Consider the following 17,688-nt stretch of genomic DNA (forward strand, 5'->3'; position numbering starts at 1 on the left):
GAGTCTGACGACTGAGGGGCATCTATCACAGTCCTGAAACCATCGAATCGCCGTGGGGCGTCGGGTCGAGGCGAGAGTCTCGGTTCGGCTGCTGTGAGGCCGGAGTCTCGTTTTCAGTCGGCCCTAGCACTCCCGGTCGTAGCAGTGACCAGTCAGCAGGGCGACGATGTTTATACAGAACACCGCCGCCAAAAGCGGGAGCCAGCCGCGCGGCTGTATCGCGACGAGTCCCAGCGCGACGAACGGGAGGCCGACGGCCGCCCAGAACCCGGTTCGTCTGAACGCGCGGCCGGCGAGTAGCCGTCCGGTCGATGCCGCGGTCTCGTGATACGTCCCATCCCCGCCGTCCCCGGAACCGTTCGCCTGCGCCATATTCGGAGATGCCACTCTCCCTTCAAGAACGTTGTTCGAACTCTCTTCGAACTCTCACCCAAATTCGGCGGCGTTTATAAAACTTCGTCGAGGGAGCGAACCGTATCGGACATGATCCAGGCGTCCTCGTTGTCCGGGTCCTCGATGCTGAGGGCATAAAACGAGTCACGGCCGTCGTCGACGGAGATACGGTACCCCTGGCTCGTCAGCGGGAATTCCTCGGATGGTGGTTCGGGTGTCGAATCGCTCACATCCCCTCTCAGGGATTGGTAGGGATAACCCGCACGATTCGGCCGAACGTGGCCTAAATTACCGGCAATCGGGCCGCTGCTGTGGGTTTGGGAAACGCGGCGAAACGGGGCTAGTAACTCCGCGGCAGTCCCAGTTCGTGTTCGCCGATGTAGTTCAGTACCATCTCGTTGGAGACGGGGGCGGTCTGGGTCAGCCGGAGGTTCTGCCAGATGTCGTAGACTTCGTATTCGTGAGTGAACCCGTTGCCGCCGTGGGCCTGAATGGCCCGGTCGGCGGCCTCGGTGCCGGCCTGCGAGGCCAGCAGTTTGGCGACGTTGGCTTCGAGTCCACACTCCTCCTCGTCGTCCCACTTGTTTGCGCCCTTATAAAGAATCTCGCGAGCGGCCATGAGTTTGGCGTAGGATTCGGCGATGGGGTGCTGGATGGCCTGATGGGCGCCGATGGGTTGGCCGAAGACGTTGCGGTCGCCCGCGTAATCGACCGCGAGGTCGATAGCCCGGAGGCCGCCGCCGAGCGCGGAGGCCGCGCCGGCGAGACGTTCGGTGTTGAGGGTGTCCCACAGGAGATAGAGGCCGCCGTCCTTCGTCCCGAGGATGTCGTCCTCGGTGACCTCGAGGTCGTCGTAGGTGACCTGATACTGGCGTTCGAACCACGGGACGGCCGTATCCAGTTCCGAGAGGCTGATGCCGTCGCGCTCGGCGGGGTCGTCGACGACGAAGAGCGTCACGCCGTGGGTCGGGTTCGACTTGTCGAACTCCGAGGTCCGGGCGACAAGGAGCATCGAATCGGCGTTCTCGACGCCGCTGATGAACGTCTTTTGACCGTTGACGTGGAAGGTGCCGTCCTCGACTTCCTCGGCGTGGGTGGAGATGTTGAGCGTGTTCGTCCCGGCCTCGGGTTCGGTCAGCGCCATGCAGAACTTCATCTCGCCGTCGGCGATTTTCGGGAGGTACTCCTCCTTCTGTTCCTCGCTGCCGTGCCGCTGGATGCCGATGCCGCCGAAGACGGGCGTGAGAACGAAGATGATGCCGCCCTGTCCGCCACCGCGGGACAGTTCCTCGATGATGATACTCATCTCCAGCATGCCGAGGCCCTCGCCGCCGTACTCCTCGGGGATGGTGACGCCGAGCCAGCCATCGTCGGCCAGCGCCTGCCAGTACTCTTCTGGGAACTCCTTTTCCTCGATGTGTTCGCGCCAGTACTCGCGGTCGAAATCGTCTGCGATTCCCTGTACCGATTCCCGGATGAGGTCGTGGAGTTCCGTCTCGCCTCGTGCCATGGTCCGTGTAAACTGTACCCACTATTAGAGTTTGCGCAGGTCCAAACGGGTGGAGCGAAAACGAAAGAAAGCGCGGCGGTTACTCGCCGAGTTCGTCCAGCAGCGTCCGTGCGGCGGCCGCCGAAGAGGCCGGACCACGGGCGGTAATCAGGTCGCCGTCGACTTTCACGCTCGTGTCGGCGTCGAGTTCGGCGTCCCACTCGCCGCCGACGGCCTTGACCTCGTCTTCGACCCAATAGGGGAGTTTGCGGCCGTCGGGCAGGCGGTCGAACTCGTCGACGATGTCCTCCTCCCACGCGTTCGGGAAGCCGGTGACCTCGCGGTCCTTGACGAGATAGGATCCATCGGCTTCGCGAGTGAACCCGAGGATGCCGACGGCGTGGCAGACGACGAGCGCGAGGCCCTCGTCGCCGGCGACCGCATCCAGCAGGAGTTGGCGGGCGTGGCGGTCCTGCGTGATGTCCCACTCGGTCCCGTGGCCACCGGGGAAGACGACGACGTCGTGCTCGCCGGGCGTCGCCCGCGCGAGCGGAATCGGGTTGTTCAGTTTGGGGTGGTTCTCGTCGACCTCGCGGACCCGTTCGGCCGTCTCCTCGCCGACCTCCTCGGGGTCCGCGGACCCCTCGTCGATGACGGGTTCGCCGCCGGTCGGCGTCGCGACGGTTACGTCGATGCCGGCGTCTTCCAGCGTGGTCAGCGGCTCGACGCATTCCTCGCCCCAGTAGCCCTCTTCGCTGACGACGAATAGTGCAGAAGTCATACACTCACCTGTTGGAGCAGGCCACTCAAAAGGGGACGACGACCGGCAGCCGCTGCCGTGGGTGGGCCATTTATCCGTGCGCGCTCGGGCACCCACAATATTATTTACCTGCGTTGGTATATCACGGCATACACAGAGGCTGGAAACTCTAAACATCAGGTGAGTTTCCACGAGCTACCATGGAAATCAAAATCGACGACGAAACCGACGAGGAGATCGCACAGGCCATCGCAACGGCTGTCTCGGAGCATCTGGGCCGCGGCGTGGAATTAGTGGACAAAGGCGGCGGCAAACTCGCCGAGGCCGGCGAAAACTGGAGCGAGGAAGGCGCCGTTATCACCGAGCGCGAGGAGGCCATCCGCGAGGATATCGAGGCCATCATGTCCGGCGGGCCCGAGCGCGGATTCGACAAAATCGACAACCTCGGGAAGGTCTTCGCCCGCGACCGCCTCGACATGATCTTCGACGAAATCGAGTACGAGGACGGCTCCTTCGCCCGCTACGGCGACGACGACGAACTCCCCGCCGACGGCCTCATCACCGGCATCGGGACCATCGACGGCCGGAAGGTCGCCTTCACCGCCAACGACTACACCGTCAAAGCCGGCTCGCTCGGCCAGATGGGCGTCGAGAAGGTCATCCGCATCCAGGAACGCGCGATGGACCTCGGTATCCCCATGCTCCGCCTCGTCGACTCGACGGGCGCCCGACTCAACGCCGAGGAACGCGAACCCGGCGACACCCACATGGACCGATACCGTGGCGGCAAGATGTTCTACAATCAGTGTCGGATGTCCGGCGAAATCCCGCAAATCGGCGTCCTCTACGGCCCCGACGTCGCCGGGTCGGCCTACACCCCCGTCTTCTGTGACTACCTCATCATGGTCGAGGAGATTTCGGGTATGGCCATCGCCTCGCCACGCATCGTCGAGGCGATGACCGGCGAACAGGTCGATATGCAGGCGCTCGGCGGCCCGCAGGTCCACGCCGAGGAGTCCGGCAGCGCCGACCTCGTCGTCCCCGACGAGGAGACCGCCGCCGAGAATGCCCAGGAAATCCTCAAACTCCTCCCGCAGAACTACGGCGAGGACCCGCCGGAAAAGACCGCCAAACCGCCGAAGAAGAACCCCTACAGCCTCGACGACATCATCCCGGACGAACCGAACAAGGCCTACGACGTCACCGAGGTCATCGACCGCGTCGTCGACCGGGATTCCTTCATCGAGATGAAGCCCGATTTCGCGCCGGAACTCGTCACCGGCCTCGGGCGCATCGACGGCCAAGTCGTCGGCATCGTCGCCAACAACCCCGAACACGTTTCGGGCGCCATCTTCCCCGATTCCGCGGACAAGGGCGCCGGGTTCGTCTGGACCTGCGACGCCTACAACATCCCTCTCGTCTACCTCTGCGACACGCCGGGCTACATGATCGGCTCACAGGTCGAAAAGGAGGGCGTCCTCCGAAAAGGCCGCAAATTCATCTACGCCACCTCGAACGCCCAAGTGCCGAAGTTCTGTGTCATCACCCGCAAGGCCTACGGCGCCGGCATCTACGCGATGGCCGGGCCCTCCTTCGGCCCCGACGCGACGCTCGCGCTCCCATCCGCCGAAATATCCGTTATGGGCCCCGACGCCGCCGTCCACGCCCTCTTCGGCGGCCAAATCGAGGACATGGAGGGCGACGCCAAGGACGCCTTCATCGAATCGGCCAAACAGGAGTTCGACAAGTACATCGACATCAAAAAGCAGGCCAGCAAGATGCAGGTCGACGAACTGATTCCCGCGGGTGACCTTCGCGAGCAACTGGAAGTCCGCCTCGACACCTACCGGACGAAGCAGCGAGACGACAGGCCGCGGCATCACGGGACCGTTTTCTTTTAAGCCACTTTTTGCACGAGAACACGGGTCGCGCCCGCTTCGGGGCGCGACCCCGGTTCTCGGCAAAAACATAGTGAAAATATGCGCGCCTCCTTTCTGCCGCCGCGCTCCCTACGGTCGCGCGGCGTTAGTCAGTCGGCGCTACGGCGGCTCGGCCTCCGGCCTCGCCGCCGGGAACCGCCTCGGGGGCCTTCTTCGAAGGCCCCGCTCGGCGGATGCTACTTAAAAGGAGATCAATCAGCCGATTCAGGCCGAAACGCCGAGTTCTTCGAGTTGCTCGTCCGTAAATTCCTCGCGGAGTTCCTCCTCGTCGTGTTCCTCGCGTATCTCCTCAATGACCGCCTCATCGTAGTTCTCGATAGGGATGTTATGGTGGCACATCGTGGTATCGAATAGCACGCGAGAGCATATAAACCCCACTCAGTTGCACGCTATCGGAGAAAGTCGAAATTCGGGTCGGCGCTGTTGATATTCGTCTCGACCTCACGGCCCTCCTCGAATTTCACGAAGCTCAGATAGTAGGGTTCGCCACAGCCCTCGCCACCGGTTTCAGCGGCGCCACAGACGATGACCACGCCGTCTTCGTCCTCGAAATCCTCGTAGGCGTCTGCGTACTCCCACCCGTCGAGCGGGTCCGGGGTGACGCATTTGTCATTTAAATACGCGTCCCGTTCGAGTTCGGCGATGGCACCGCAACGCGGGCAGTGATAGGAGACGGTGACCATACCGCTTCTTGGGCAGCAACCGCCATAGGGCCGTCGGACGCTCCCGAAGGCATATGGGACGGCCCTGCGATGTTTCGGGCATGATAGACGAGACCGTCGAAGAGATACAGGAGATGCAGACCCACTCCTCGTCGACCGTCGCCATCAAGGCCGCCGAGGCCCTCCGGGAGTTGCTCGACCGGGAGTTCGCGACCGTCGAGGAGTACGTCCGCTCGCTGGACCGCAACAGCAGCGCCCTCCGACGCGCCCAGCCCTCGCATGCCTCGCTTTTCAACACGCAGCGGGAAATCGTCACCCGCGTCGAGGACGCCGACGCCGAGAGCGTCGAGGACGCCAAAGACGTGACTGAAGCAGCCATCGACGACATCGTCGACGAGGTCGAACACGCCAAACACGAAGCCGCCCAGCAGGCCGTCGAACTCCTCCCCGACGGGGCGACGATTCTCACCCACGACTACTCCTCGACGGTGCTGGAGGCCATCGAACTCGCCGCCCAGGAGGGCCACCACCTCGACGTCTACGTCACTGAGGCCCGACCCCGCTTTCTCGGCCGCAAAACGGCACGCACTCTCGCCAGCGTCGACCGCGTGAACGCCACCCTCATCGTCGACAGCGCCGCCGGCCACTACCTCGACGAGTGCGACCGGGTCGCGCTCGGCATGTCCTGTATCGTCGACGAGACGCTCTACAACCGCGTCGGCACGTTCCCCATCGCCGCGACGGCCGCGGAACTGGCAGTGCCCGTCTCCGTCTTCGGCGCGAGCGCGAAAATCATCGAGGAAGGCTTCGCCTTCGAAAACGAGTTCCGCTCGCCCAGCGAGGTCATGCGGGAACCCGCGGAGGGCTTCGACGTCGCCAACCCCGCCTACGACGCGACGCCGAAACACCTGCTGGATAGCATCGTCACCGACGAAGGGATTCGAAACCTGCAGTAGACCTCCACGATTGCGATATGAGTTACGCGGAAACCGCAGCGACGGTGGTCGGAAGCGCGCTGTTCATCGGCGGTATCGCGCTCTCGACGGCATTTATCGGTAGGGGGACTCGAGACCCCGTCGCAACTCTCGTGCTCGGTGACTACTCCCTCCTCGTCGCGATTGCCGGCATCCTCGGGGGCCTCGTAGTGATGGCCTGTGGCCTCGTCATCGGCGTCAGAGTGGGGAACATGGAGAAGTATCACGAGGGCACGGACGACGGCCAGTAGGCTACCGCGGTTTAATAAAGAAATAAAACCGAATCAGTCAGCGGGCGTTACTGGAACGTCCGGCTGACTTCGCGTTCTTCCGGCTCGCGGCCGGGGGTGAACTCTTCCTCGATTTCCTCGTACTGTTCGCGGGTCTCGTCGTCAACGCTGGCGCCGACCTCGTCGAGGGCGTCCTCGAAGTGCTCGGCGGTGATGCGGACGTTGCCGACGCTTTGGACGGCCTCCTCACGGGAGACGCTGTTGATGAACTCCCGCGTCGCGGCCATGGAGGCTTCACGGCAGACCGCCTCGATGTCGGCACCCACGTAGCCGTCCGTCTTTTCGGCCAGTTCGTCGAGGTCGACGTCGTCGGCCAGCGGCTTGTTCCGGGTGTGGACCTGGAAGATGGCCTTCCGGGCGTCCTCGTCGGGGACGGGGACGTGGACGTGGCGGTCCAGTCGACCGGGGCGCAAGAGCGCCGAGTCGATGAGGTCCGGTCGGTTGGTCGTCGCGATAACGACGACGTCCTCGAGGTCCTCTAGCCCGTCGAGTTCGGTCAGCAGCTGGGAGACGACGCGTTCGCCGACGCCGGAGTCGCCCATCCGCTGGCCGCGTTCGCCCGCGATGGAGTCGATTTCGTCGAAGAAGACGACGGTCGGTGCGTTCGACCGCGCCTTCTCGAAGACCTCACGGACGCCCTTCTCGGACTCGCCGACGTACTTGTTGAGCAGTTCGGGGCCCTTGATGGAGATGAAGTTCGACTCCGCCTCGTTGGCGATGGCCTTCGCCATCAGGGTCTTACCCGTACCCGGCGGGCCGTACAGCAGGACGCCCTTGGGGGCCTGCATGTCCATCTCCTCGAAGACCTCGGGGTATTCGAGCGGCCACTGGATGGTTTCGCGGAGCCGTTCCTTGGTGTCTTCGAGGCCGCCGACGCTCTCCCAGGAGGTATCGGGAACCTCGACGAACACCTCGCGCATCGCCGAGGGCGTGACCTGCTTGAGGGCGTCCTTGAAGTCCTGCTCGGTGACCGTCATCGCCTCCAGGACCTCGGCGTCGAGTTCCTCCTGTTCGAGGTCGAGTTCGGGCCGGATGCGGCGGAGCGCGTTCATCGCCGACTCCTTGGTCAGCGACGCGAGGTCCGCGCCCACGAAGCCGTGGGTGTTCTCGGCGTACTGGTCGAGGTCGATGCCCTCGGCCAGCGGCATCCCGCGGGTGTGGACCTGCAGGATTTCCTTCCGGCCGCCCTTATCGGGCGCGCCGATTTCGATTTCGCGGTCGAAGCGGCCGCCACGGCGGAGCGCGGGGTCGAGTGCGTCGACACGGTTGGTCGCGCCGATGACGATGACGTCGCCGCGCTCTTCGAGACCGTCCATCAGCGAGAGGAGTTGGGCGACGACACGGCGTTCGACGTCGCCGCTGGTCTCGCCGCGCTTGGGCGCGATGGAGTCCAGTTCGTCGATGAAGATGATGGCCGGGGCGTTCTCCTCGGCCTCCTCGAAGACCTCACGGAGTTGCTCCTCGGATTCCCCGTAGTATTTCGACATGATTTCGGGGCCCGAGATGTTCGTGAAGTAGGCGTCAATCTCGCTGGCGACGGCCTTGGCCATGAGCGTCTTCCCGGTGCCGGGCGGGCCGTGCAGGAGGACGCCCTTCGGCGGCTCGATACCGAGCTGCTGGAACAGTTCGGGGTGCCGCATCGGGAGTTCGATCATCTCCCGGACCTGTTCGAGTTCCTCGTCGAGGCCGCCGATGTCCTCGTAGGTGACCGAAGGCGTGCTGCCCTCGCCGCCGGCTGCACCGCCCGCACCACCGGCCTGCTGGGCGATTTGCTCGGCGGGCTTTTCGCTGACCTCGATTTTGGTCGAATCGGTCACGACGACCGTTCCGTCGGGGTCGGTGTCGGCGATTTTCAGCGGGATACGCTGGCCGCTCTGCGAGGAGAGCGGGCCGAGGCCGAGCGAGAAGGGCACGTTCTGTCCCTTCGTGACGGCCTGTCCGCTGAGTTTGTCACGGATGTGGGGGCCGATGTTCCCGCGAATACGGAGGTTCTGCGGGAGGGCGACCGTGACCTGTTTTGCGGGGTTGACGTCCGCCGCCTCGACGGTAACGCTGTCGTCGATGCCGACGTCGGCCTCCTGACGGAGGCGGCCGTCGATGCGAATGACGCCCTTCCCCTCGTCTTCGGGGTATCCGGGCCAGACGCGCGCGACCGCGCGGGCATCACCCTCGATGACGATGTAATCGCCGTTCTCGAGGTCGAGTTCGTCCATCGCGGCGCGGTCGATGGCGGCGAGTCCGCGGCCGGCGTCCTTCTGCTTGAGGGGTTTGACCGTCAGTTTCATCGTTATCGCTCCACCTCGATAGTAACGATTCCGTTGTTCATAATAGCACGGGACGAGCCCTCGGGAACCTCGAACTCGTGTTGGTCGCCGTCGATGACGACGATAGCCGTGCCGTCAACTACGTCGACGTGGCCGTCGGTGACGCCGAAGTCCGCGACGAGGACGGTTTCATCCTCGTACTCGTAGGTACGTGCCATACCGTCCGTGTCGCCGCGAATCGCCTTCGTAAATTCTGTCATACTAACTCAGAGTTAGCCGTCAAACTATATAAACCTTTCTTCGATACCCCTCTTACGTGCGGGGGTTGCATCTGAACGGTTGATTTGCGGTTCACACTCGAAACGGCTGCGCACAGGCGGGCCTCGAAGGACAATCGAGCCGAAAAGAGACCGGAAAACGGCTGGATACCGACGCTCGTCAGTCGGCCATCTCGGTGAGGCGCTGGATGCGCTTTTCGGTCGGCGGGTGCGTCGAGAAAACCGACGCAAGCAGGCCGCGCTCGCCGCCGAAAATACACATCGATGCTGTCGCACCGTCGACGTCAGGGGCCTTCTCGTGGGTGCCGACTTCCTGAATCACCGACAGCGCCCGCGCGAGCGCGTCGGGGTTGCCGGTGTGTTCGGCGGCCTCCTCGTCGGCGACGTACTCCCGGTACCGGGAGATGGCCAGCACGAACACCATCACGAGCATCTGGGTGATGACGCTCAGCAGGTAGGCGACGATGAACCCGACGATAGGGATGTCGTCGGTGACCAACTGGACGATGAAAAAGACCGTCAGGCCGATAATCGACGCGATGGACTGACCGAGCAACATCACGACGACGTCGCGGTTCTTGATGTGGGCCAGTTCGTGTGCGAGGACGCCCTCCAGTTCGTCCATCGACATATGGCCTTCCTTGACCATCTGGAGCATCGATTCGGAGACCACGACCGTACCGGCGCCTTTCCGCCCGATAGCGAAGGCGTTCGGCAGACCCATCTGGCCGGCCATTAGCCGGGGTTTGTCGATGTCCATCGATTCGGCCAGTGCCTCAACGCGCTCGTGAATCTCCGGATGTGCCTCCGGCGACAGGTCGGTCGCGTTGACGCTTCGGAGCGCGAGTTTCTTGCCGACGACGTACTGGACGCCAACGAAGAGGACGCTGCCGGCGAGAACGACTGGGATACCGACGATGGGCGCGAACAGCGCCGCGACGAACACGTAAAACCCGAACAGGATGCTCATCGCGACGACCATTCGCGCTTGCAGACCACGGTGTGCCATGCGGTCTCGATCCACAGGTTCGGCAATAAAATTTTGCTCCGTGTGGCGTGCCGAAACGTCTCGACGCCAGCCCCTATCGCCGCAGTCGCCGTGTTTATCGGCCGACCGGGCGAGGGGGCAATCATGGACACCGTCACCCACCACGGCCGGACGACCGCCTATCGACGGACGGACTTCGGCGACGGCCCCCGCGTCTGCTACATCCACGGCGCGGGCGGCAGCCACGACGTCTGGGTCGAACAGTACGGCGACCGCGAGGGCCCGCCCGCCGTCGCCGTCGACCTCTCGGGCCACGGCGACAGCGACGACGTCGACACCGAACCCGGTACCGAGACGCTCGACGCCTACGCCGACGACGTGGTCGCGGTCTGCGAGCAGACGGACGCCTCGGTGCTCTGCGGCAACTCGATGGGCGGGGCCGTCGCGCTGTGGGTCGCCCTCGAACGCGACCTCGACCTCGATGGGCTCGTTCTCGCCGATACCGGCGCGAAACTCGGCGTCGACGAGGGGTTCCGGGAATCGCTCGCCCGGAACTTCGAGGCCGCAATCGCCTCGATGCACACGCCGGACACCCTCTTTCACGAACCCACCGACGAGCTCATCGAAGTCTCCAAGGAGGGCCTGCTGCGGACCGGACAGGCCGTCACCGTTCGGGACTTCGAGACCTGCGACGAGTTCGACGTCCGCGACCGCCTCGACGAGATTACGATGCCCGCTCTCGCGCTGTGCGGGGAACACGACCCGATGACGCCGCCGATGTTCAGCGAGTTCCTCGAAGCCGAACTGCCCGATTGTGAGTACCGAGAAATCGCCGACGCCGCCCACATGCCGATGCTCGAACGCCCGGACGTCTTCAACAGCGCCGTGCGGGCGTTCCTCGCCTAGCGGGACCGCTTACGTACGGCAATCAGATTCTTAAAAAGAGCCGCCGAACGTCGTCCCATGAGCCGAATAATGCGCGTTTTGAGCGGCCTCCTACAGACCGTCGTCACGTTCGCGGTGCTGATAATCCTCGGTACGCTCGCCTTCTACGTGACCGTCTTCGTCGTCTCGACTGGGGCGGGATTGGCGGGCTATGAGAACGTCAGCGGCGACTTCGTCGTCCTCTCGGCGGCCCTGCTCGTCGTCGCGGCCCTTTTAGGTGGGATACCGCTGAGCGCCGCCCCACAGCGGGGCGACGAAGACGACCGGGAACCGAACGCCGGCTTCGAATAATCACTCGGCGGCCCGCGCCTCCAGCCAGTCGACGATGTGTGCGGGCACGTCGACGTCCGGAACCGCGGCGTTCAGCGCCTCGAATTCGCAGGTCGCGTTCATCTCGTGGGCGGATACCTGGTTTTCGTCCCCATAGTCCACAGTTACTTGGGAATCGCGCCTGACACCGATGGTATGCCGCTTGGTACCGCGAAGCGCCACCCGGTCGCGACCGGGCTTGCGCTGTTGGGCACCGTTGTGACGGCCGGCTGGCTCGCCGAATCGCGTCTCGACCCCGCCGAATGGTATCCGCCGGACCCGCCGCCGATGGAGGGGCTACTCGCCTCCGGCGACGAACTGGTCGGCGCCGACACCGTCCTTCGGTGTGAGGGCCCCGAAGACGTGGCTTTCGACGACGAGGACCGCCTCTATACGGGGAGCGAGGACGGCCGTATCATCCGGACGGTCGACCCGGTAACGCCTGAGACAACCGACGCCGACACCGAGACGTTCGCCCTGACACAGGGTCGCCCGCTCGGGATGACCTTCGACGGTGAGGACCTGCTGGTCTGTGCGGAGGACGCCGGCCTCATTTCGGTTGACCCCGCAGGCGAGGTGACGACGCTGGCGGATTCGGCGGGGGGCCGCGACATCGCCTTCGCCGACGACCTCTATATCGCCGACGACGGTACCATCTACTTCACCGACGCCACCGAGCACGAAATCTTTCAGGACGAACTATTCGAGTTGGAGGATACCGGCCGCCTGCTGGCGTACCACCCCGATTCGGGGGAGACGACCGTCGAATTGACCGGTCTCGGCTTCGCCAACGGCATCTGCACGCACGCCGACGGCGAATCGGTGCTCATCACCGAAACCTCCCGATATCGGGTGACCCGTTTCTGGATCGACGGCGACCTCGAAGGCGACGAGCGACTGTTCGCCGAGAACCTCGTGGGCTACCCGGACAACATCGAGGCCGTGGGCGACGGCACCTACTGGGTGGCGATTCCGAGCCTCCGTGACGAGACCCTCGACGGCCTCCACGAACACGCGTGGGTCAAGCGCCAACTCGGTAAGTTCCCGACGGCGGTCCTGGAGCAGGTCAGCGGCGACCCCTACGGACTCGTGCTCCGACTCGATGAATCCGGGACGGTTATCGAGAGCTTTCACGACCCCGAGGGAGACGTCCACGGCGTTACCTCAGCGACACCCAAACCCGACCACGACGCGCTGTATCTCGGCTCGCTGTTCGGCGAGAAGGTCTCGCGGTACTCGTTGGAGTAACCGCGACCGCACCGGCTTTACTTCCACCGCGCTCTCGCAACCTTATAGGCGACCGTCCCGCTATCGACGGGTATGCCACGGCTCCCGGGCGTCGAACCGCCCGAACAGGTGGTCTGTCACGTCGACATGGACTGCTTTTATGCCGCCTGTGAGCGCCTCAAGGAGCCACAACTGGAGGGCGAACCGGTCGTCGTCGGGATGGGCTACGAGGACGGCGAGGAACACGGTGCCGTCGCCACTGCGAGTTACGATGCCCGGGAGTACGGCATCGAGTCGGCGATGGCCATCTCCGAGGCCCTCGAAAAACTCCCCCGGCGAGCGACGGCCGACGACCCCGAGGACACGGGCATCTACCGGCCCGTCGACATGGCCTTCTACGAGGCGGTCAGCGCCGACGTCAAATCGGTGCTCGGGGACTTCGCCGACACCGTCCGGAACGTCTCCATCGACGAGGCGTATCTCGATTTGGGCGACCCCTCGTGGGACGACGTCGCGGATATCGGCCGTGAACTCAAAGCCGAAATCGAGGCGGAGGCCGGTGTCGTCGCCTCGGTCGGTATCGCCCCGAGTATGACGACCGCGAAACTCGCCTCCGACGCCGACAAACCGGACGGCCTCGTCGTCGTCGAACCCGACGAAGTGCGGGAGTTCCTCGCACCGATGGACGTGGCGGACCTCCACGGCGTCGGCCCCGTCACCGCCCGCGAGCTGCGGGAGATGGGCTTCGAGACGGCCGGCGACATCGCTTCGGCCGAGGAGGCGACGCTGGTCGAAACCTTCGGCGAACGGGGCCGAGACATCTACGCGCAGGCCCGCGGCGAGGACGACCGCGAGGTCGAACCGAAGGGTCGTCCCAAGAGCCTCTCCAGCGAGTCGGCCTTCGTCGAGGCGACCGACGACATGGAAGCGAAACGTGAGAAAGTGCGGGCGCTGGCCGACGAGGTCGCAGAGCGAGCGACGGCGAAAGGCGCTCTCTACAAGACCATCGGCATCAAGGCCGTCGAACCGCCCTTCGAGGTCAACACCCGCGCCCGGTCGCTGTCGGGGCCGGTCGACGCACCGGACCTCGTCGAAGGGATTGCCCTCGATTTGCTCGACGAATTCGAGGACGCGACCGTGCGGAAACTCGGGGTTCGCGTCTCGAACCTCTCCTTCGACGAGCGCGACCAGACCAGCCTCGATACGTGGGAAGTCGACGGCGCGGAGACGGCGAGCGGTGACTCCCACGACATCCGCGAGCGCCACCGCGAACGCTCCTCGGGCGGGCAAGCCAGCCTCACGGATTTCGAGTGACGGGAGCGTATCCTTTTGGCCCTCGCTGCCGAAGGCGGTCGTATGAACCATCTCGCCGTCGTCAACGAGGAGACGTGGCGACTCGCTCGCCATGCCCACGTCATCGTCCACGAGACCAGCGACGGCAACGAGTTCATCACCGTCTACGACTGCGGCGCGGCCCAGAAGCCGCCCTCCGCCCAACTCATCGGTAACCTCGTCCGGGTCGACGCCGACCACGAACTCCTCGACCAGCCGACGGGCTATATCGCCAAATTGCGCGAGCCATCGGTACTGATTCGACAGGACGAGAACCACTGGGTCATCCGCGCGGCCCCTGAGTCGGACCCACAGGCTGATTGACCACCGGTCGGACGCGATGATATGGAAATCGACGGGACGGCCCGCATCGAGAACTCGACGGTTGCCGAAGCCGACGGCCAAATCCGCGAGTACGTGACGATACACGATTCCGAGATAGCCGCCGGCGTGCGAATCTACGAGCGCACGTCCCTCAAGAAATCCACCGTCGCCGGACCGACGGATATCAACGCCAACTGCTACGTCGAGAACGCGGACATCGGCGAGGAAGTCCAGATCGGCCCGAACAGTTCCGTCGTCGGCGTCACCCACGACCTCGACGACGAGGGGATGACCTTCCGGGAGGACACCTTCGAGGAAGTCGTGCTGGAAGACGGGGCGTTTCTCGGTGCCGGCGTGACCGTCCTGCCGGGCGTTACCGTCGGTGAGAACGCCGTCATCGGGGCTGGTGTCACGGTGACCGAGGACGTCGCTCCCGGCGACGTGGTCCGCGAGTAACTACGGAATCACCATCCACAGCAACCCAATACCACCGAACAGTGCGAGTCCGCCGCCAACCGCGAGGTTTCGGCTGGTCGCCTTCGACAGCGAGGTGGCGACGCTTTCGAAGTCGCCCTTCGCGATGAACGTCCCCGGTGTCGTACAGCGCAGGACAGTCTCGCCGAAGCCCTCGCCCTGTTCGGCTTCCCCGGCGACGACGACCGATTCGCCGGGCGTGATGGTCGTCTCCTTGAATCGGAGTTCCCGCTCGGCGCGGCCGTCGCTCGTCAGCGGCAGCGGGTCGAACACGTCGGTCGTCCGGAAGCGCTCCGGGACGCGTTCGCCGGCTTCGACGACCTGTTCGGTTTCTGCGGGCCCGCCGGTGAAGGCGCCCTCGACGTTCGGTTCGACGTCGGTCGGCGACCCCGACACGAGACTCACCCACGCGCCCTCGGGGTCGACCGAGGCGGTGCCGAACGCCCCGTCGACGTCGAACGGCTGGGTCTCGACGTCGTAGGCGGTGATGAAGTAGGTGCCCGACGAGCGCATCGGCCGGGATTTGTACTGGGCGACGGAGGTGACATAACAGACCGCCGGGTCGCCCGAGACGGGGGCTTCGAGCGGCGCCTCGCCATCGGGGACCGCCGCCGTTCCGGCGACGATGTTGGAGCCGTCGGGCGTGAGTTCGTCGGGGTCGCCGCCCGCCTGTTCGATGTAGTCGGCCCGCGGGCGGTTGGCGACGGCAATGACGCCGATATAGAGGCCGCCGATGTAGAGGCCAGCCGCGATTACCCACGCGAATTCGGAGATATCGCCACCCTTCGTCGCTAGTGGGACGAGGATTAGCAACGACAGCAGGGCGGCGGGAACCGTCTGCCGGCGCGTGAGACCGCTCTGATAGGCGGCGTATTTATACGGCGCTCGGAGGCCGCCCTCGGGAACCCAGGCCGCGAGGACCCACCAGACGACGCCACCGATGATGAGGAGGGCGATGCCGTAGGTGAACAGGTCGACGGTCGAAAGCGGCATTCGGCGGTACTGGCTCGCGAACCCTTATAAATAGCCGGCTCCGGTCGAGCGCCGAAACCGACCGCATGACGCCCGTCTGACGGACAACTATGTGGGGCGGGCGCCACGTGATTGCCGATGGGCGAGGAAACGATTACCGTCGGAGAAATCAGTCGTGGCGACGAGGAGGGGACCCCCGTCGAACTTCCCGTCGTGGACGTGTTAACGGGCCGCTCCTTTGTGACCGGTAAATCCGGGTCCGGGAAGTCCAACACTGCGAGTGTCATCTGTGAGAAAATGCTCGATAAGGGCTTCGGCATCCTCATCGTCGACATCGACGGCGAGTATTACGGCCTCAAGGAGGAATACGAGATCCTCCACGTCGGCGGCGACGAGGAGTGTGACCTGCAGGTCACCGAGGAACACGCGGGCAAAATCGCCGAACTCGCCCTCGAGCAGAACGTCCCGATAATCCTGGACGTCTCCAGTTTCCTCGACGAATCCGAGGCGCGGGCGCTTCTGACCGAAGTGACCAAACACCTCTTCGCGAAGGAGAAGAAGGTCAAACAGCCCTTCCTGATGCTTGTCGAGGAGATTCACGAATACATACCGGAGGGCGGCGGCGTCGACGAATGCGGCCGGATGCTTATCAAGGTCTCAAAGCGGGGCCGCAAGCACGGCCTCGGCATCGTCGGCATCAGCCAGCGGCCCGCCGACGTCAAGAAGGACTTCATTACCCAGTGTGACTGGCTGGTCTGGCATCGGCTGACCTGGAACAACGACACGAAAGTCGTCGGCCGGATTCTCGGCAACGAATACGCCGACCACATCGAGGAGATGGACGACGGCGAGTGTTTCCTGATGACCGACTGGGCCGAGGACATCCGCGTCGTCCAGTTCGAACGCAAGCGGACTTTCGACGCTGGCGCGACCCCGGGCCTCGACGATTTCGAACGGCCCGAACTCAAAAGCGTCTCCGGCGACCTCGTCGAGGAACTCGAAGAGATATCCGAGACCAAGGAGCGCCGCGAGAACCGCATCGAGGAACTCCAGCGCGAACTCGAATCGAAGGACGAGCGCATCCATGACCTCGAACGCCAACTGAAGGAGGCCCGCGACCTCAAGAAGATGGCCGACCGCTTCTCGCGGGCGATGATGGAACAGGTGACGGGCCGGCCCCTCTCCGCTGCACCGGGCCGACAGAGCGAACTCGACGAGGCTGCCGGGCCCGTCCGTCGGGACCCCGAAATCGAAGCCGAACTAAAGGCCATCCGCAACGGCGAGAAGGAACGGGAATCCAGCCCCGTGCCGGTCGCCGGGAACGATGACGACGCCAGCGAGGAGGCCGAAGACGACGCCGTAGACGAGACGACCGACGACGAATCTCCGCCCGATTCGGAAACTACGGAAACCGAACCGGAACCCACGGCCGAAACCACCGAGACACGGGCTGAAACCCAATCGGGCGAGGAGACCACCTCCGAGACGAGCGACTGGCCGACCGAATCGGACAGCCAGTCGTTCGGCTTCGGCGGCATCGACCGGGTCACAGGCGACACCGGAGTCGACACCGACGACTCACCGACGGTTTCGGACGTCGCAAGCGGGAGCGCCCGAGAGCCGACGGCTTCGCCCGCCCTTTCCGGAGGGGAGCGACTCGTCGACCGACTCCAATCGGAGATTCGGGCCCTCGACGACGTCGCCGTCGAGATGCTGCGGGTCTACCGGGCTCGCGGCCCGCTGACGCCACAGGAGGCCCACGAGGCGGCCGGGGGGTCAGGCGACCGGACCGGCGCGTATTCGATGAATCGCCAACTCCGCGAACGCGGTTTCGTCGCCCACGCAAGCCGTGGCCGCCACGAGTACGCCCTCCCCGAACTCGTCGCCGAGGAGACGGTCGACCCGTTCAATCCGAACCAACCGGTCGACGGCACCGAACACGACCTGCTCGTGCAGGCCGTCGAGTCCGTGTTCGTCGACGGTATTGACGCCCCCGAGACCGTCGACGCGGCGGCAGAAGTAGCGACTGACGGCGGCACTGATTCGGATAACTGAGAACGCGCTTCC

Annotated in this window: 20 protein-coding genes and 1 pseudogene; 10 read left to right on the forward strand and 11 right to left on the reverse strand. The window is 64.5% G+C overall.

The annotated features are described in order from the left end of the window. Positions 1–123: 123 nt before the first annotated feature. The 4 genes from HWV23_RS01755 to HWV23_RS01770 form a co-directional block, all read right to left on the reverse strand. The gene (locus tag HWV23_RS01755) at positions 124–372 is read right to left on the reverse strand and encodes a DUF8028 family protein (RefSeq protein ID WP_178288752.1); all 249 of its coding nucleotides are present in this window, start codon (positions 370–372) and stop codon (positions 124–126) included. 74 nt (positions 373–446) lie between these two features. Further along, positions 447–623 (reverse strand): hypothetical protein, encoded by a 177-nt coding sequence (locus HWV23_RS01760; protein ID WP_178288753.1) that lies wholly within the window; start codon positions 621–623, stop codon positions 447–449. 110 nt (positions 624–733) lie between these two features. Then, entirely contained in the window at positions 734–1,903 is a 1,170-nt protein-coding gene (locus HWV23_RS01765) for an acyl-CoA dehydrogenase family protein (RefSeq protein WP_178288754.1), read from the reverse strand. A 79-nt stretch (positions 1,904–1,982) separates the two neighbouring features. Further along, positions 1,983–2,663: a type 1 glutamine amidotransferase domain-containing protein gene (locus tag HWV23_RS01770; RefSeq protein WP_178288755.1), complete on the reverse strand. Its 681-nt coding sequence runs from the start codon at positions 2,661–2,663 to the stop codon at positions 1,983–1,985. Positions 2,664–2,842: 179 nt separating this feature from the next. Here HWV23_RS01770 and HWV23_RS01775 point away from each other — a divergent pair, with 179 nt between their 5' ends. Continuing rightward, entirely contained in the window at positions 2,843–4,543 is a 1,701-nt protein-coding gene (locus HWV23_RS01775; protein ID WP_178288756.1) for an acyl-CoA carboxylase subunit beta, read from the forward strand. A gap of 243 nt (positions 4,544–4,786) precedes the next feature. Here the strand turns inward: HWV23_RS01775 and HWV23_RS17145 are convergent, their stop codons facing one another. Together HWV23_RS17145 and HWV23_RS01780 are read right to left on the reverse strand one after the other, a co-directional pair. Beyond that, on the reverse strand, positions 4,787–4,921 hold the full coding sequence (locus HWV23_RS17145; protein WP_281362680.1) for a hypothetical protein: 135 nt from the start codon (positions 4,919–4,921) through the stop codon (positions 4,787–4,789). 50 nt (positions 4,922–4,971) lie between these two features. Then, the gene (locus HWV23_RS01780) at positions 4,972–5,265 is read right to left on the reverse strand and encodes a DUF7969 family protein (RefSeq protein WP_178288757.1); all 294 of its coding nucleotides are present in this window, start codon (positions 5,263–5,265) and stop codon (positions 4,972–4,974) included. 80 nt (positions 5,266–5,345) lie between these two features. Here HWV23_RS01780 and HWV23_RS01785 point away from each other — a divergent pair, with 80 nt between their 5' ends. Both HWV23_RS01785 and HWV23_RS01790 read left to right on the forward strand, forming a co-directional pair. Then, positions 5,346–6,200: an eIF2B alpha/beta/delta subunit family protein gene (locus HWV23_RS01785; protein ID WP_178288758.1), complete on the forward strand. Its 855-nt coding sequence runs from the start codon at positions 5,346–5,348 to the stop codon at positions 6,198–6,200. A gap of 17 nt (positions 6,201–6,217) precedes the next feature. Next, on the forward strand, positions 6,218–6,469 hold the full coding sequence (locus HWV23_RS01790) for a hypothetical protein (protein WP_178288759.1): 252 nt from the start codon (positions 6,218–6,220) through the stop codon (positions 6,467–6,469). A 47-nt stretch (positions 6,470–6,516) separates the two neighbouring features. On the opposite strand, the gene HWV23_RS01795 is transcribed toward HWV23_RS01790, so the two are convergent. From HWV23_RS01795 to HWV23_RS01805, 3 genes are all read right to left on the reverse strand, one after another. After that, positions 6,517–8,793 (reverse strand): CDC48 family AAA ATPase, encoded by a 2,277-nt coding sequence (locus HWV23_RS01795; RefSeq protein WP_178288760.1) that lies wholly within the window; start codon positions 8,791–8,793, stop codon positions 6,517–6,519. Between the two features lie 2 nt (positions 8,794–8,795). Further along, positions 8,796–9,032: a DUF7127 family protein gene (locus HWV23_RS01800; RefSeq protein ID WP_178288761.1), complete on the reverse strand. Its 237-nt coding sequence runs from the start codon at positions 9,030–9,032 to the stop codon at positions 8,796–8,798. A gap of 178 nt (positions 9,033–9,210) precedes the next feature. After that, positions 9,211–10,059 carry a M48 family metalloprotease gene (locus HWV23_RS01805; RefSeq protein ID WP_178288762.1) on the reverse strand — a complete coding sequence of 283 codons (849 nt, stop codon included), beginning with the start codon at positions 10,057–10,059 and terminating at the stop codon, positions 9,211–9,213. Positions 10,060–10,182: 123 nt separating this feature from the next. Here HWV23_RS01805 and HWV23_RS01810 point away from each other — a divergent pair, with 123 nt between their 5' ends. After that, positions 10,183–10,944: an alpha/beta fold hydrolase gene (locus HWV23_RS01810; RefSeq protein WP_178288763.1), complete on the forward strand. Its 762-nt coding sequence runs from the start codon at positions 10,183–10,185 to the stop codon at positions 10,942–10,944. Between the two features lie 57 nt (positions 10,945–11,001). Then, positions 11,002–11,274 carry a hypothetical protein gene (locus tag HWV23_RS01815; RefSeq protein ID WP_178288764.1) on the forward strand — a complete coding sequence of 91 codons (273 nt, stop codon included), beginning with the start codon at positions 11,002–11,004 and terminating at the stop codon, positions 11,272–11,274. Here HWV23_RS01815 and HWV23_RS01820 read toward each other — a convergent pair. Then, positions 11,275–11,382: pseudogene (locus HWV23_RS01820) on the reverse strand (lysine biosynthesis protein LysX); the annotation flags it as partial. It lies immediately after the preceding gene. Between the two features lie 66 nt (positions 11,383–11,448). Between HWV23_RS01820 and HWV23_RS01825 the strand changes: the two are divergent. The 4 genes from HWV23_RS01825 (at position 11,449) to HWV23_RS01840 (ending at position 14,631) form a co-directional block, all read left to right on the forward strand. Next, positions 11,449–12,540 (forward strand): SMP-30/gluconolactonase/LRE family protein, encoded by a 1,092-nt coding sequence (locus HWV23_RS01825; protein ID WP_178288765.1) that lies wholly within the window; start codon positions 11,449–11,451, stop codon positions 12,538–12,540. A 72-nt stretch (positions 12,541–12,612) separates the two neighbouring features. Further along, positions 12,613–13,833: a DNA polymerase IV gene (dinB, locus tag HWV23_RS01830; protein ID WP_178288766.1), complete on the forward strand. Its 1,221-nt coding sequence runs from the start codon at positions 12,613–12,615 to the stop codon at positions 13,831–13,833. A 42-nt stretch (positions 13,834–13,875) separates the two neighbouring features. Beyond that, positions 13,876–14,175, forward strand: coding sequence for a hypothetical protein (locus HWV23_RS01835; RefSeq protein WP_178288767.1), 300 nt, complete (start codon positions 13,876–13,878; stop codon positions 14,173–14,175). 21 nt (positions 14,176–14,196) lie between these two features. Next, positions 14,197–14,631 (forward strand): acyltransferase, encoded by a 435-nt coding sequence (locus HWV23_RS01840; protein WP_178288768.1) that lies wholly within the window; start codon positions 14,197–14,199, stop codon positions 14,629–14,631. Here HWV23_RS01840 and HWV23_RS01845 read toward each other — a convergent pair whose 3' ends face one another. Next, positions 14,632–15,642 carry a hypothetical protein gene (locus tag HWV23_RS01845; protein ID WP_178288769.1) on the reverse strand — a complete coding sequence of 337 codons (1,011 nt, stop codon included), beginning with the start codon at positions 15,640–15,642 and terminating at the stop codon, positions 14,632–14,634. It lies immediately after the preceding gene. Between the two features lie 117 nt (positions 15,643–15,759). Between HWV23_RS01845 and HWV23_RS01850 the strand changes: the two genes are divergently transcribed. Further along, positions 15,760–17,676, forward strand: coding sequence for an ATP-binding protein (locus HWV23_RS01850; RefSeq protein WP_178288770.1), 1,917 nt, complete (start codon positions 15,760–15,762; stop codon positions 17,674–17,676). Positions 17,677–17,688: the final 12 nt, after the last annotated feature.

The organism is Natronomonas halophila (assembly GCF_013391085.1).
Classification (GTDB): Archaea; Halobacteriota; Halobacteria; order Halobacteriales; family Haloarculaceae; genus Natronomonas; species Natronomonas halophila.